Source organism: Sphingobacterium sp. JUb56 (genome assembly GCF_014191365.1).
GTDB lineage: Bacteria > Bacteroidota > Bacteroidia > Sphingobacteriales > Sphingobacteriaceae > Sphingobacterium > Sphingobacterium anhuiense.
Map to the genome: position 1 here is coordinate 3,609,905 of NZ_JACHWL010000001.1, position 14,658 is coordinate 3,624,562.

General features: G+C 36.7%; 9 protein-coding genes. 5 read left to right on the plus strand and 4 right to left on the minus strand.

Translation table 11 applies throughout. From position 1 onward, the window contains the following. Positions 1 to 18 precede the first annotated feature (18 nt). Positions 19 to 519: a hypothetical protein gene (locus FHR29_RS15485; protein WP_132772060.1), complete on the minus strand. Its 501-nt coding sequence runs from the start codon at positions 517 to 519 to the stop codon at positions 19 to 21. Between the two features lie 190 nt (positions 520 to 709). On the opposite strand from FHR29_RS15485, the gene FHR29_RS15490 reads away from it, so the two are divergent. Both FHR29_RS15490 and FHR29_RS15495 read left to right on the plus strand, forming a co-directional pair. After that, a complete protein-coding gene (locus tag FHR29_RS15490) occupies positions 710 to 2,476 on the plus strand; it encodes a long-chain fatty acid--CoA ligase (protein ID WP_183915630.1) in 1,767 nt (588 codons plus the stop codon). Positions 2,477 to 2,545: 69 nt separating this feature from the next. After that, positions 2,546 to 3,547 carry a YihY/virulence factor BrkB family protein gene (locus FHR29_RS15495; protein WP_021188696.1) on the plus strand — a complete coding sequence of 334 codons (1,002 nt, stop codon included), beginning with the start codon at positions 2,546 to 2,548 and terminating at the stop codon, positions 3,545 to 3,547. Between the two features lie 57 nt (positions 3,548 to 3,604). Here FHR29_RS15495 and FHR29_RS15500 read toward each other — a convergent pair whose 3' ends face one another. Next, complete coding sequence (locus tag FHR29_RS15500; protein ID WP_183916748.1) at positions 3,605 to 6,331, minus strand: carboxypeptidase regulatory-like domain-containing protein; 2,727 nt, start codon at positions 6,329 to 6,331, stop codon at positions 3,605 to 3,607. Between the two features lie 91 nt (positions 6,332 to 6,422). Continuing rightward, the gene (gene cls / locus FHR29_RS15505) at positions 6,423 to 7,910 is read right to left on the minus strand and encodes a cardiolipin synthase (protein ID WP_021188698.1); all 1,488 of its coding nucleotides are present in this window, start codon (positions 7,908 to 7,910) and stop codon (positions 6,423 to 6,425) included. A 239-nt stretch (positions 7,911 to 8,149) separates the two neighbouring features. Between cls and FHR29_RS15510 the strand changes: the two genes are divergently transcribed. From FHR29_RS15510 to FHR29_RS15520, 3 genes are read left to right on the plus strand one after another with little or no spacing between them, the layout of a single operon-like run. Continuing rightward, positions 8,150 to 9,310: an efflux RND transporter periplasmic adaptor subunit gene (locus FHR29_RS15510; RefSeq protein WP_132772064.1), complete on the plus strand. Its 1,161-nt coding sequence runs from the start codon at positions 8,150 to 8,152 to the stop codon at positions 9,308 to 9,310. A 35-nt stretch (positions 9,311 to 9,345) separates the two neighbouring features. Further along, positions 9,346 to 12,501 (plus strand): efflux RND transporter permease subunit, encoded by a 3,156-nt coding sequence (locus tag FHR29_RS15515; RefSeq protein WP_132772065.1) that lies wholly within the window; start codon positions 9,346 to 9,348, stop codon positions 12,499 to 12,501. A 10-nt stretch (positions 12,502 to 12,511) separates the two neighbouring features. Then, the gene (locus FHR29_RS15520) at positions 12,512 to 13,966 is read left to right on the plus strand and encodes an efflux transporter outer membrane subunit (protein ID WP_168128460.1); all 1,455 of its coding nucleotides are present in this window, start codon (positions 12,512 to 12,514) and stop codon (positions 13,964 to 13,966) included. Here the strand turns inward: FHR29_RS15520 and FHR29_RS15525 are convergent. After that, a complete protein-coding gene (locus tag FHR29_RS15525) occupies positions 13,959 to 14,657 on the minus strand; it encodes a sulfite exporter TauE/SafE family protein (protein WP_132844106.1) in 699 nt (232 codons plus the stop codon). The two genes, FHR29_RS15520 and FHR29_RS15525, sit on opposite strands and share 8 nt — an antisense overlap. Position 14,658: the final 1 nt, after the last annotated feature.

The window sequence follows — 14,658 nt, forward strand, 5'->3', positions numbered from 1 at the left end:
TGTTTTATTAGAGGATATCTAAAATTTATATCGAAATGAAAAACCGATTGGATCTATAAGCTTAATAGTACTCGATTGCAAGAAATCAAAATAAGGTTTAACATCCAAAGAAACCTGGAAAGGAGTTTCAGGAATATTATATTCAATCCCTATAATTCCATCAATACTAAGCGCCAGCTCCGAATCATATTCAACACGTTTTCCATCAATCGTTTTGTCTTTTTCCTTATAAGACCCCAGGCCACCACCAAATCCATAATACCAATTAAAACCACCTGATATAGGCTTATAATATTCGTACAATCCAACGACTCTAAAACGTCTATAATTTGAGTTGCTCTGAATGCTCAAAAGCCCTTCGAAAGCTCGGTCATTTGAAAGTGTATGCCTATAGGTAATTCCCTGAGCAGAACCAAAACGAGCCCCAATTGCCCCTTTTGAATCTAATTGCGCGGAAGCTTCGTTCGATACGCCCAATAAGCCAACTGTCACTCCAAAGATCCAAGATAATTTTTTCATATTTAACGTGCCTATTTGTTTTTCAATTTATTCGTTCAAAGTTAATATCAATAATTAAACGACGCAAATACTAAATTGTTATTAACAATTTTAAATATAAAAAATGTACATCAAAACATTTTTCATATATTAGATTGTATTTGAATACTTAGTAATAAACCAATTAAGCAAATATTTTAAATATTTCATTATGGCACAACAAAGTAGAATTTTTGACCTCATCACAAATTATAAATCCGAGTTCTCCGATAAAACGATTATTGCTGGACGCGATAAAAATGGTCGTTGGAAAACCTACTTGACCAGTGAATTCATTGATAAAATAAACAGTCTCAGCAGAGCGCTACTAAGTATCGGTTTAATAAAAGGAGATCGAGTTGCGCTGATGTCCGGAAACCGTCCTGAATGGAGTATCATTGATTTTGCCTGTAATCAATTGGGTATTGCACTTGTACCGCTGTATCCTACATTAGCTCCACAGGACCTATCCTATATTGTCAATGATGCAGAAGCTAAATTGATATTCGTCAGTAATGCCGAGCTTGCTGCACGTGTTGACACAGCATTAAAAGATCATCAATTAACAATTCCGCTCTATACTTTTGAGAAGACTGAACATCATAAAGATCTAGAATCCTTATATCAAACTGGTGACACATTGGATACAGATCTAAAGCCTTACAATGACGCTATACAGGAAGATGATTTACTCACGTTAATCTACACATCAGGTACCACCGGTAAACCGAAAGGAGTATACTTATCCCATAAAAATATTTTAAGTAATGTACTCGCCTGCTACCATCTCATAAGACCCGATTTTAAAAAAGCGATCAGCTTTTTACCCTTATGTCATATTTTTGAACGGATGGTTGTATACATGTATTATTCAAAAGGTATAGAGATCTATTTTTGTGAAACACTGGACAATGTTGTTGTGGATATCAACGAAGTTAAACCGGATCTTTTTACCACTGTACCGCGGGTACTCGAAAAAGTATATGATAAAATCGTTGCGAAAGGAAAAGACTTAACTGGAATCAAGAAATCACTGTTCATGTGGGCATTAAACCTTGGCCTTCGTTACCAAGAGCCAACAAAAAACAGCGCTTGGTACAATTTTCAATTAGCCATTGCTCGAAAATTAATCTTTTCAAAATGGAAAGAAGCCCTTGGTGGTAATATAAAAATTATTGTTTCTGGTGGTGCAGCTCTTCAGGAAAGATTAGCGCGTGTATTCTGGGCTTCTGATATGAAAGTATTAGAAGGGTATGGTCTAACCGAAACATCTCCAGTTATAGCAGTCAACACATTTTTTGACACGGGTATCAAATTCGGAACAGTTGGGCGGCCTCTGAAAAATTTAGAAGTAAAAATAGCTCAAGATGGAGAGATCTTAGTAAAAGGACCAAGTGTCACCTCTGGCTATTACAAAAATGATGAAGCGACAAAAGAATCATTTGATGAAAACGGATTCTTCAAAACAGGCGATATTGGCGAAATATCGACTGATGGATTTCTGAAAATTACAGACCGCAAAAAAGAAATGTTCAAAACAGCAGGTGGCAAGTACATCGCACCACAGCCTATTGAAACAAAACTAATGGAATCTACCCTCATTGCACAAATTATGGTCGTGGGAGAAAATAGAAAATTTCCATCAGCTTTAATCGTTCCCGCTTTTGAAGAAATCGAAAAATGGATGAAACATAAAGGCATTCCTGTAGGTTCCAAAGAAGAGATCGTTACGAATCAAAAAGTAATCGAAAAATATAATCAAGAAATCGACAGGTTATCTACAGAATTCGGTCACTGGGAAAAAGTCAAAAAAATTATCTTACTTCCTAAAGAATGGACCATCAACGATGGTCAGTTAACACCAAAATTAAGCTTAAAAAGAAAAGTCATTCTCAAAGAGTTTGATGAGAAAATTGAGAAGCTCTATCAGGAAAATTAGAAAAAATACCCTCTATCTAAAAAATAGAGGGTATTTTTGAAATAAAATTTGTTTATCCGCCATCATATTATGAAAGAAGTATACTTTAAAGATTTATTGACCCCTACCTACTGGAAACAAGTTTTAAGATTAGTTTATGATGCCTTTAATGGCTTTATGGACGACAACTGCATGAAAAAAAGTGCATCATTAGCCTACTACACGGTGTTTTCTATTGGTCCATTATTGATGATCGTGATCTGGTGTATCGGTTTCTTTTATGGACAGCATTTGAGTAAAGAAACTACTGGACAGAAGGAAGTTTTTGATGAGCTAATGGTCTTATTCGGAGCAGATGTTACAAAACAAATTCAATCCTTTATCGAAAAAATAAACTTTGAAAATAAATCTAATTTAGGAATTACTATTGGTATTGTAACCCTTATTATTAGTGCTACAACGATATTTGTCGACATTCAGGATTCTATTAATCAAATCTGGAAAGTGAAACCCAAACCAAAAAAAGGCTGGTTAAAATTAATCATTAACAGGCTCATCTCCTTCTCGATTATTATTGCATTAGGTTTCCTCCTTATCGCTTCATTAATGATCAATGGCGTCATTGCAGCAGTTACAAATCTTGTGCTACAATATTTTCCTTTTATCCCGATTACATTAATTGACTGGATTAATACCAGTGTCACGTTTATCATTATCACGACGCTCTTTGGCTTCATATTTTCATTTTTGCCAGATGCAAAGGTGAAATTTAAAGATATACTTGGTGGAGCAATCTTTACAGCTTTATTATTCATGTTAGGTCGCTATTTTATATCTCTATACTTGACTTTATCCTCTACAGCAAGTTTGTACGGCGCCGCAGGTTCAATCATCGTTATGTTATTGTGGATATACTACTCTGCAGCAATTTTATATTTTGGCGCTGAATTCACCAAGTTCTATGCTCAAAAATTAGGTGGCGGTATTGAACCTTCCTCATTCGCTGTTGTTATCGAACAAACAGAACGCATTAAAAAAGTTGGCGAAGAAGCCGATTCCAAAGAAGGAGAAATTCTTCATGTTCTAAAATAAAAAAAGGGTGCACTTTATAACAAAATGCACCCTTCTATAATAATATTGATTACTTCCTTATGGAGTAACGTTATAACGAATCACTTTTCGACCCACATTACCTGTTTCATCCATACCTTCCACAATGACTTTATATTGTCCATTTCCATCAGCATTATAGAATTCTAAAGCAGCCTCACCCGTTTCAGTAACCTTAACTTTTGGATTCCAATAAATTGTTGTCCTCAAATCATTCACAGCTTTACTTTCTGGTGTTTCATATTTTGGCTCATAAAACTTTCTTTCTTTTATATACCCCAAAGGAAACAGATCAATCACATTTGATTTTGGTAATAATTTTTCAATTTCCGTCAATGACATTCTAGGTTTTTTCTCTACTTTCTTCGTATAGATAGACACAACCCCATTATTCTGGTACATTCTGGAAACAGTTCCGAGGTCATCCTTTAGGAAAATCTCAATTCCCTCAATATCCGGCACATTAATACTATTTAATCCTGGTTCATCGATTGCCATTCCATTTAAGAAAAATTGAACGGGCACCCGACTTCCACTATTATAAGATCGTGTAACATAGTATTTCTGCGTCTGCGAATCGTAAGTAATACCAGTCAACAATGTGTTCAGACACATCGTCAATACATTACATCCTGATAAACGCTCTGCATCAATACGATGTTCAGGCATCGACAATCCTGAAATGGAAGGAAAATCTCTGTTGGTGATCACCTTTTTCTGCACACCAGTAACCGCGACCTCATCCAAAAGAATAGATTTACGATATTCCTTTTTGCTATTTTCTAGATACGGAACCATTGCCCGGTCAATATTCATGACAAAATTATTCTTATAAGCATTGTTTTTATCAATCTCCGGAAAATAAGTCTGATCCATATTAATCACCATACTGCGGTAATTATCATTTCCCCGGGCATTAACAGTAACTTTTGAAGAATCTGTAAATACAAGATCTTTAAATAGGAACCGCCCTTTATCATCTGTATAAGTATCTTTACGAATACTCTTAGAAGGAATAGATAAGAGTAAGCCCCCATTCGGCACAGTTCTACCCGTGTTCAGTCTTAACGTTCCACCAATCTCAATTCCCTGTTCAGGCATAAATGATAGTACAGGAAGTTTCTCAGCCACCAGGTCTTGATAATCAAATCGACGGAATCCTTGTGTCATTAATAAAGCATCCAATGCTTTATCGCGATTCACATTCTTTTCATCAAAATACGTATTTGGACTTTCAATATATCCCTTCAGATCAGAAGTCAACAAGAAATTACTGACAATTGATAAATCCTGATTATCATCATAAGGAACTTTAGATTCATCAATAACAGAAATGGAATAACTACCCGGGTATTTTTTACCGTTATTAAGTACAGAAAGTTTCAGATTAACCTTTTCCTTCGCTTTAAACTGTTCCTTATTGACCGCTAAATTGATATCCAGTAGTTTCTCACTTTTAACAAAAGTAAGACGTTCACTGATCACCTTACCTGCGGGAGTCATCAAGGTTACTTGAGCAATACCATTAGGAAGACGTTCCTTCGGAATAGTGATCAATGCTGTTGCACTTTTCAAGTTCGCCTGTGCCGCATATACGAGATGACCGTTTGATTGTACCAGCACATAGAACGATTGATTTGGATTTTTAGCAAAATCTTCTTCACTCGTCACAATCGCCATATTCAGATTTGTTTCATCTTGTTTTACAAAAACAACATTCGCTTTATTCTGAACCACTTCCGGCAATTTAAACTTTCGTTCCTGACCATTAGCAAATGTAATCGAGGCTACATATTTTTCATTTGGGAGAGGTAAAAGACTAAAAAATCCCATACCTAAGCCTAAATCTGAAAATTCTGCGACTTGTTTTCCTTTACCGTCCAAGATACGGCCTTTAACAGCAATACCTTTTCCATCTGCAGAAACAGCCTTAAAAGCAACGTTTTTAGCGATTCCAGCTAATAGATCACCCCCTTCAGGAAAGAATTGAACATCGGCATCCCACAAGGCATTTTTTAAGGAAAATGTACTCTTTAGTGGCTTGTCGTTCTTATTCTCTTGAAGTGAGACTTCTAGATATGCCTTTTTCAGGATTTCTTTATCTTTAGCACTTAAATTGACAGTGACCTTACCCATATTATCCGTTTCACCTTTGCCATCAGCAATGGTTTCCCATCCAGAAATCATAGACCAATTCACTTTCGAATTAATCAATAGCTTACCAACAGCATCTCTAAATTGAATAACAGCCTGACTTTTAGCAGCATTCTGATCATTGTTAACAAATATAATATCCGTGATTAGTTTTTTACTAATAGCATCTCCAATAGGAACCACTTTATTATAAAAATAATCCGATGAAAAGTTACCCATCCATTTCGTGTACGCTCGAAATCGATAATTGTCCTGCGCCAGGTACTGCGGATCCAAAACAAGATAACCATCTCCCACTCCCTTATCCAACGGAATCCTTAACGTTTGAATCAGCGAATCTCTGCTATTAAGAATCTCAACATATGTAACCTTACTCGGTTCATACTCCGCAAGATTGCGTGATAAGTAACTGTTAAACCACAACGTATCACCTATCGCATAATATGGTTTATCAAAGTGAAGATGCACTTTTTCAACAGGAAATACTTGAAATAACTTTTGTACTCTTTCGACTATTGTATTGATAGGTAGTGTAGCTTCGGTTGTCTGGGCAACGGCATGCTTTACTCCACAAACCCCCATCGTAAGCGTCAATAATTTTATATACTTCATCTAATACTATTGGTAATTAAAATAGAATAGATAAATATATTCAATTTTAATTAGATATCGGAAGTATCACAAGTTTTTAACATTTTTTAGGCTATAATAAAGGTGCCAAAAGCCGGCATAAAGAATCAATACCCCTTTTCCATTTTTTTCGATGTGCCCAGATGTACAAAGTAATCAGATCAGACGCCTCCTTATCGATTTCAAATTGATTTTCAAGACGTTTACAATAAGCCTCATCAGAAACAATACTTGCTATTTCATAATTGATGTAGAAACTCCGCATATCAAGGTTTACAGTCCCTACGAAAGCCAATTGACCATCAATACATACTGTCTTAGCATGGATAAAACCTTTCTTATACAGATAAACCTGCACACCACGTTGCAAAAGAGGCTTCAAAAAGGAAAAAGAAGCATGTTGTACAATATAAGAATCGGCTTTCTCTGGCAGCATCAGCTCCACTCTTACCCCAGAGGAAACAGCTATCTCTAAAGCCGTAGATAACTGCTCACTCGGTATAAAATAAGGCGTACACAATTGAATGCTTTCCTTCGCATCATTGATCGCCAATATGATAGCTTCCATATTAAAAGGACCAAGTGACCCCGGATCACTAGAAGAAAATGCAACAGCGGCACGCTCAGGAATGTGCGGTACACTAAAATTTAAATATTCATCAGTCAATAAAAAGGGTTCACCTTCAGTTTGATTCCAACTGTTCCAAAATTGGATCTGCAGATTATTAACTGCTATTCCTTCTACAGCCATTGCAGTATCTCTCCAATAATCAATCTGATCCGGAGTATTGATATATCGATCAGAAATATTAATTCCCCCCACAAAACCATATTGACAATCAATCACGACAATCTTTCTGTGATTTCGATAATTACTATTTGCTAAAGAAGTAAAATTGACTGGTAAAAATGCAACAAAAGGATAACCAGGTGGATTTTTAACTAAATATTTGATCACATCAGGAGAACCAAAACTATCCAGTATCAGTCGCACTTTTACCCCCGCTTTTGCCTTTTCTTCCAAAATTTCAAGCACCTGACGACCAATATTGTCCAATTCAAAAATATAGTATTCCAGGTGTATGGAATGTTTTGCTTCTCGAAGTCTTTTTAATAAAACTGGAAATTTCTCCTCGCCATTGATAAACAATTCGACCCTATTATTTAAAGAGAAAAAAGATAATTTTTGGTTTTTCAGATAGTCAAAAACCCGGGATAAAGTTCCTATTTTTTCATGAATTGTTTCCAGTTGCTCGTCCATTCGTATTAAACTTTCCTGCCATGCTGCTAACAGTTTTGTATTCTGCTCGCGATTAATATGTTGCAGTCGCCTAACTTTTCTAAATTTTTGTCCGAATAGATAATATAGAACCAATCCAATACCTGGAAGAAATACAATAACCATTACCCATGAAATCGTCTTCGTTGGATTCCTATTTTCAATCAGTATTGTACTTATTACCCCAAAATATAACACAAATAAGGGAAGCCAATACCAATTTAATAGCCATTGCCACAATTGGTTCCAATCTATTTCAATCTCATTAAAGAAGTTTTGCATATAAAAATCAACTTATTTTAATCTTATAAGTAACAAATAGCCCTATCAAACGTTAACATTTGTAACATATCAGATACATTTGGAAATAAAGTATCTCTAAATGAAGTCAAATCTGATCAATTTATTTTGTTAACAAATGTTAAATCATACTATACAGAACTTATTGGCAACATTTATGTATTAATGTATAATAATCTAAAAGTCAAAAGTTAATTAACAATTAACTCTAAATAATATTTATGAATAAAATCGCACTTTTTACCCTAGCCCTTGCCTCGACCGGAGTACTCTTTTTTAGCTGTAACTCGGGTAAAACCAAAGAATTAGACAAAAAAAACAACGCTATTGCACTACCAATATACTCAATTGATACAAGTTCTGCGAATACAATAAAAGATTATATTGGTACGATTGAAGGAAAAGTCAATGTTGAGATCCGCCCTCAAGTTGAAGGGATTTTAGAAGAAATATATGTCGATGAGGGTGATTTTGTGAAAGCTGATCAAAAATTATTTAAAATTAATGCCTCAGCCTATGATGAGATATTAAATAATATGGTTGCGACAGAAAATGTAGCCAAAGCAAAATTACAGAATGCACGTTTAGAAGTAGAGCGTCTCCGTCCTTTAGTAGAAAATGAGGTCATTTCAGAAGTACGCTTAAAATCTGCGCAATCAGAATATGATGTCGCAAAAGCATCCTTACAGCAGGCATCCGCGGCGGTACGTTCAGCCGATATTGACAAACAGTTTACAACAATCAAAGCACCTGTTTCAGGTTATATAGGCCGTATTCCCAAACGCGTAGGAAATTTAGTGACTAAAAATGATTCCCAGTCTCTTACCGTACTATCCGATGTGCAAGAAGTCTATGTATATTTTTCGATGAGCGAATCCGATTTCTTATATTTCACAAAGAAACAAGCAAAACAAGACCAGCAAGATGAATCCTATAAATCGGATGGAAAAATCCGAAAACTTGCTTTTCCAGAAGTATCATTGGTACTTGCAGACGGAGAAGCCTACAGTCAAAAAGGAAGAGTTGATGCCGTAAATGGTCAAGTAAATAGAACCACTGGTGCAATTTCTTTACGTGCCACTTTCCCAAATACTGACAATATATTACGTACAGGTAGTACCGGTACATTAAAATTTGTGGAAACGCAAAAAGGAGTGATACAAATCCCACAAGTATCAACATCGGAGCTACAAGATAAAACCTTTGTATACGTTGTTGATAACAAAAATACGGTTCACCGCAGGTCTATCAAAATTGAGGGTAAATCCAATTCGAACTATATCATCTCAGAAGGGTTAGCTGTAGGAGACAGAATTTTAATGTCCGGTTTCGACAAGATTTCGGAAGGAGCTACCATCATTCCGATCAACAAGACCCAATAAAATACTTTTCCAATTTTTAATTAAACGCACTATAAATGCTAAAAACATTTGTTAATAAACCCGTATTGGCTACCGTTGTCTCCATGCTCTTAGTAGTATTAGGAGCTGTGGGGCTGAAAATGTTACCTGTATCCCGTTTCCCAGAAATAGCTCCTCCGTCTGTGGTCGTTTCATTAAGTTACCCTGGCGCGAATGCCGAAACCGTTGCTAAATCTGTTCTCCTTCCAATTGAAGAAGCCGTAAATGGTGTAGAAGATATGACTTACATCCGTTCAACGGCCAGTAATTCCGGCTCAGGATCTGTTCAGGTGTTCTTTAAAACAGGTATTAATCCAGATATAGCTTCTGTAAATGTCCAAACCAGAATATCGAAAGCAATAGGTTCTATTCCTTCAGAAGTCAATGAAGCCGGTATCACGGTAATGCCTCGTCAATCTGGGGTAATCATGACCATCAACCTCTTTGCAGATTCCAAAGAAAGTATGTTTGATGAAACTTTTCTTCAAGCCTATTCCCAAATCAATATCATCCGGCCATTACTTCGTGTTGATGGCATTGCCCAAGTTTCTCGTGTTGGAGCACGTGATTACTCCATGCGTATGTGGTTGAATCCTGAAAAGCTAGCTTTGTTTAATCTAGTTCCTGACGATGTCATAACAGCCATTAAAGATCAGAATTTCGAAATTGCTCCCGGAAAATTTGGCGAAACATCCGATGAGGTATTTGAAACCGTTATTAAGCATAAAGGACGATTCAGTCAACCCGAGGAATTTGAAAACATTGTTATAAAAACAAATGAAGATGGTTCCGTATTATATTTACGAGACTTAGCCCGTATAGAGTTTGGCTCTTCTAACTTAGGCTCGGACAATAAAGTAAATGGAAAACCCGGATTAACCTTAAATATCACACAGACATCAGGTTCCAATGCCCACGATATTGATATCGAAGTGCGTAAAGTATTGGAAGAGTTATCCAAAACTTTTCCAGAAGGTATTAAATATGAAGTTTCCTACTCTGTAAGAGATCAGATTGACGCATCGATCTCTCAAGTAAAACATACTTTATTTGAAGCATTTATTTTGGTATTTATTATTGTTTTTATCTTTTTACAGGATTTTAGATCAACCATAATTCCAGCGATTGCAATTCCGGTCTCCCTCATAGGTACCTTTTTCTTCCTCAATTTATTCGGTTTCTCACTCAATGTGCTCACCATGTTTGCATTGGTGCTATCGATAGGTATTGTTGTTGATGATGCCATTGTCGTCGTCGAAGCCATTCACTTAAAAATGCATGAGACAGGTATGAAAGCCAGGGAGGCAACGCTTTCTACAATGTCCGAAATCTCCGGAGCCATTGTATCCATTACCTTAGTCATGGCGGCCGTATTTATTCCGGTCGGTTTTATGGAGGGACCAGCAGGTATATTCTATCGTCAATTTGCTTATACCCTGGCAACAGCAATTTTGATTTCTGCTCTAACCGCCTTGACTTTAAGTCCGGCCTTATGTGCCTTGATTCTAAAAGCACCCGAACATGAAGATCAGACGGATCAGAAAGAAAAAAATAAATTTACCGCATATAAAAAGCGCTTCTTCACGGCCTTTAACACCTCATTTGATAGCTTAACCTCACGCTACATTGTCGGTGTTAAATATCTGATCCGAAATAAGAAGATTGCCATTACAGGATTGATCGGTATTTCAGCAATCGGATTTACCTTATTACTTTTAGCACCCAAAAGTTTTATCCCTACGGAAGACGATAGTTTTGTGACCTATTCGCTGGCCATGCAACCAGGTGCTTCACTAGCAAGAACTACAGAAGTTTTAAAACAAGCAGATAGTATTCTTCAAAAAAGAAATCCAGATATTGCAGGAATGACCACCATCTCAGGATTTAATGCATTAGATGGAAGTACAAGTCCTGCATATGCAGTTGGTTACATTAACCTAAAAAGCTACGATAAAAGAGAAAAAATTAAAGATATTGAAGCCTTTATGGATTCGATCCGTCAGGACTTATCAGTAATCAATGAAGCCACTTTCAATGTCTTTCCTCGTCCAACTGTTCAGGGTTTTGGGGATTTCGCAGGTATACAGCTGGTTTTAGAAGATAAATTAGGTGGAGAGATCTTGGATTTTAGCAGTATTGCAGACAACTTCATCAATGAAATCAATCAATTACCAGAAGTTAAAAGTGCATACACTTCCTTTAAAGCAAACTTCCCACAATATGAAGTGGATATCGATGCTGTTAAAGCAAAATCATTGGGAGTCGATATTAAATCCTTGATGTCTACCATACGAGCTTACTACGGCCGTGTACAGGCCGGCGATTTTAGTCGTTTCGGCAGACAATATCGTGTATACATTCAGGCAGATTACGATTACCGAACAGATCCCGAATCCTTTAAATCCATTTTTGTCAGAAACAAAAACAACGAGATGGTCCCCATCAGTACATTACTTACCTTAAAAAAGGTAGTGGGACCGGAAACCATCACTCGTTATAATCTGTACAATGCAATTACCATTAATGCCAATCCAAATGAAGGGTACAGTACAGGTGATGCCATGAAAGCGATAGAGAAATTAGCTTTGGAAAAATTACCTGGAAACTACAGTTATGAATGGACCGGTATGAGCTTAGAAGAATCGGAATCAGGTTCCCAAACCATACTGATTTTCATCATGAGTATTGTTTTTGTATACTTCCTATTATCGGCACAATATGAAAGCTACATATTACCTTGGGCCGTTCTGTTATCCATTCCAGTTGGGTTAGTAGGCGTTTATGCGACTATCTTACTCGTAGGATTAGAAAATAACATTTACGTACAGGTTGGTGTCATCATGCTGATTGGGTTGCTTGCCAAAAATGCCATTCTGATCATTGAATTTGCCGTACAGGAAAGAAACAAAGGTTTGAGCATTTACGACTCTGCTATTGCAGGAGCCAAATTACGTCTGCGTCCTATCCTAATGACGTCATTTGCATTTGTAGCAGGATTAATACCCCTTATGTGGTCATCAGGACCATCAGCAAAAGGAAATCATTCCATTAGTTTTGGTGCCGCTGGCGGTATGCTTTTCGGTGTATTGCTCGGGATCTTTATTATCCCAGTACTTTATATCATCTTCAAAACCTTAGATGAACGTTTAAAAATTAAATTCAAATCAAATTAGTCCGATATATATGAATCTTATCAATCGCCATATCTTCCTATTCGGGGCTATCTTACTTCTGTTCTCTTCCTGTAAAGTTGGACAACGCTATACTGCTCCAAAATATAATCTTCCAGATCAATACCGCGCAGATTCGACCTATCAAGATAGTGTAGGGACACTCGCCTATGTCAATTGGCGCGACTTCTTTAGGGATTCAAGCCTGATAAAACTAATTGATGCCGGACTGGCTAATAACTATGATATGCGTAGCGCTATCTTGAATATTCAAATCGCAAATCGTCAATTAACGCAGGCTAAAGCAGGTTATCTTCCAGAATTGGATGCAACGATTGCAGGTGTAGGCCAAGAATGGCGTTCCAAAAATTATTACGCAGGACCTGCTTCCAAAATCTATAATGGTAAAGAAGCAAAAAATAATCTTTTTAGAACCCAATCTCAGTATTTAACGGAATTAAACCTCAGTTGGGAAATTGATATATGGGGTAAAATATCTGCCCAAAAAGAAGAAGCACTCGCTAACTACTTAGGTACTGCAGAAGCAAAAAAAGCGATTCAAACTAGTCTGATTGCAAATATTGCTAAGGGTTATTTCAATCTTTTAAAGCTAGATGCTCAGATTGAAGTGGCCTTACGTAATGTACAACTCAATGATAGCACTTTACGTATGATTCAATTACAGTTTGATGCCGGAGAAATCACCTCATTAGCCATTCAGCAAACACAATCCCAAAGATTGCTCGCAGCATCACTAGTTCCGCAGTTGGAACAAGAAATACAGATTCAAGAAAATTCACTTTTAGAATTGACCGGTAGAATGCCCGATAAAATTGAACGGGGCAAAAGTCTACAGTATTTAATTGATGAATCTAAGATCTCAATGGGATCTCCTATAGATCTGATCCGCAACAGACCAGATATCCGTGAAGCAGAATTAAGTTTAATCGCATCAAATGCACAAGTTAATATTAATCAAGCTTTACGCTACCCTTCATTGACGCTCGGAGGTACACTGGGTCTAAACTCCATGTTGCCTGAAAATTGGTTTAATATTCCCGGATCATTGCTAGGTTCCGCATTGGGAAATATTACAACTCCCATATTTAAAAACAAAAAACTAAAGACAGCTTTTGAAGTGTCAAAATTAGAACGTGAAAAAGCAGAGATCAACTTACAGAAAACAGTATTACGTTCGGTAAACGAAGTATCCAATAGCTTCACATCACTTGCGAAATTAAAAGAGCAATTGGTACTCGCAGAAGCGCGAGTCGCAAATTCTCATTTGGCAGTAAAAAATGCTAGTTTATTGTTTAAATCTGGATATGCAACCTATCTCGAAGTTATTACAGCGCAATCCAATGCCTTGACATCCGAACTTAACCTCGTTTCCATAAAGCAATCCCAGCTGGATTCATTCGTTGAACTATACAAATCCCTAGGAGGTGGATGGGCAGAAACTAAATAATATGACAGTTCATTGCTCCGTCGACATGGAGCAATGGACTTAAATAAGGAATATCTAAATTTGCTCCACGTAACAGAAACCAGATTCCCATCAAGATATAGAGAAAAGGTAACCATTTCGAAAAATTCATTTTAAAATATGTGCGAATAAAGTTGCCTAAAAAAGAGAAGATTAATAACAGTGGCAATGTTCCCAAACCGAACATGACCATAAAATAGAAACTTGTTAAACTTGATTCTGTATTCATTGCTGCAGCTGCGGCCATATACAGCATGCCACAAGGTAAAATACCATTCAATACACCCGCAAAAAAACTTCCACCTGGACGGTATAACCAACGTCCCATAAGTTTAGCTATCGGTTGAACAAGACGTGTCTGCAATTTTATAAAATCCTGATTTTTGAATTTAAATAATTGCACTAAACCTATAACAAGTAGTATCAATCCCGTTAAAATGCTCAATCCCATTTGCCATCCCTGGATCGATGCAATTCTACCAATCATACCGAGTGCAAGACCATAAACACCATAGGTCAATATCCGCCCTATCTGATATAATATCTTATTGAACGCTATTTTCCAGGTCAGTTCATGATTACCCTGCACAGCAAAAAGCAAAGGACCACACATCACCGCACAGTGTACACTGCCAAACAAACCCATAAAAAAAGCAAAATATTGGTAACTCATC

What these genes read in the sequence shown, in the direction of transcription:
- FHR29_RS15485 (WP_132772060.1), bottom strand. Translation starts at nt 519, where the DNA reads ATGAAAAAATTATCTTGGATCTTTGGAGTGACAGTTGGCTTATTGGGC.
- FHR29_RS15490 (WP_183915630.1), top strand. Translation starts at nt 710, where the DNA reads ATGGCACAACAAAGTAGAATTTTTGACCTCATCACAAATTATAAATCC.
- FHR29_RS15495 (WP_021188696.1), top strand. Translation starts at nt 2,546, where the DNA reads ATGAAAGAAGTATACTTTAAAGATTTATTGACCCCTACCTACTGGAAA.
- FHR29_RS15500 (WP_183916748.1), bottom strand. Translation starts at nt 6,331, where the DNA reads ATGAAGTATATAAAATTATTGACGCTTACGATGGGGGTTTGTGGAGTA.
- cls (WP_021188698.1), bottom strand. Translation starts at nt 7,910, where the DNA reads ATGCAAAACTTCTTTAATGAGATTGAAATAGATTGGAACCAATTGTGG.
- FHR29_RS15510 (WP_132772064.1), top strand. Translation starts at nt 8,150, where the DNA reads ATGAATAAAATCGCACTTTTTACCCTAGCCCTTGCCTCGACCGGAGTA.
- FHR29_RS15515 (WP_132772065.1), top strand. Translation starts at nt 9,346, where the DNA reads ATGCTAAAAACATTTGTTAATAAACCCGTATTGGCTACCGTTGTCTCC.
- FHR29_RS15520 (WP_168128460.1), top strand. Translation starts at nt 12,512, where the DNA reads ATGAATCTTATCAATCGCCATATCTTCCTATTCGGGGCTATCTTACTT.
- FHR29_RS15525 (WP_132844106.1), bottom strand. Translation starts at nt 14,657, where the DNA reads ATGAGTTACCAATATTTTGCTTTTTTTATGGGTTTGTTTGGCAGTGTA.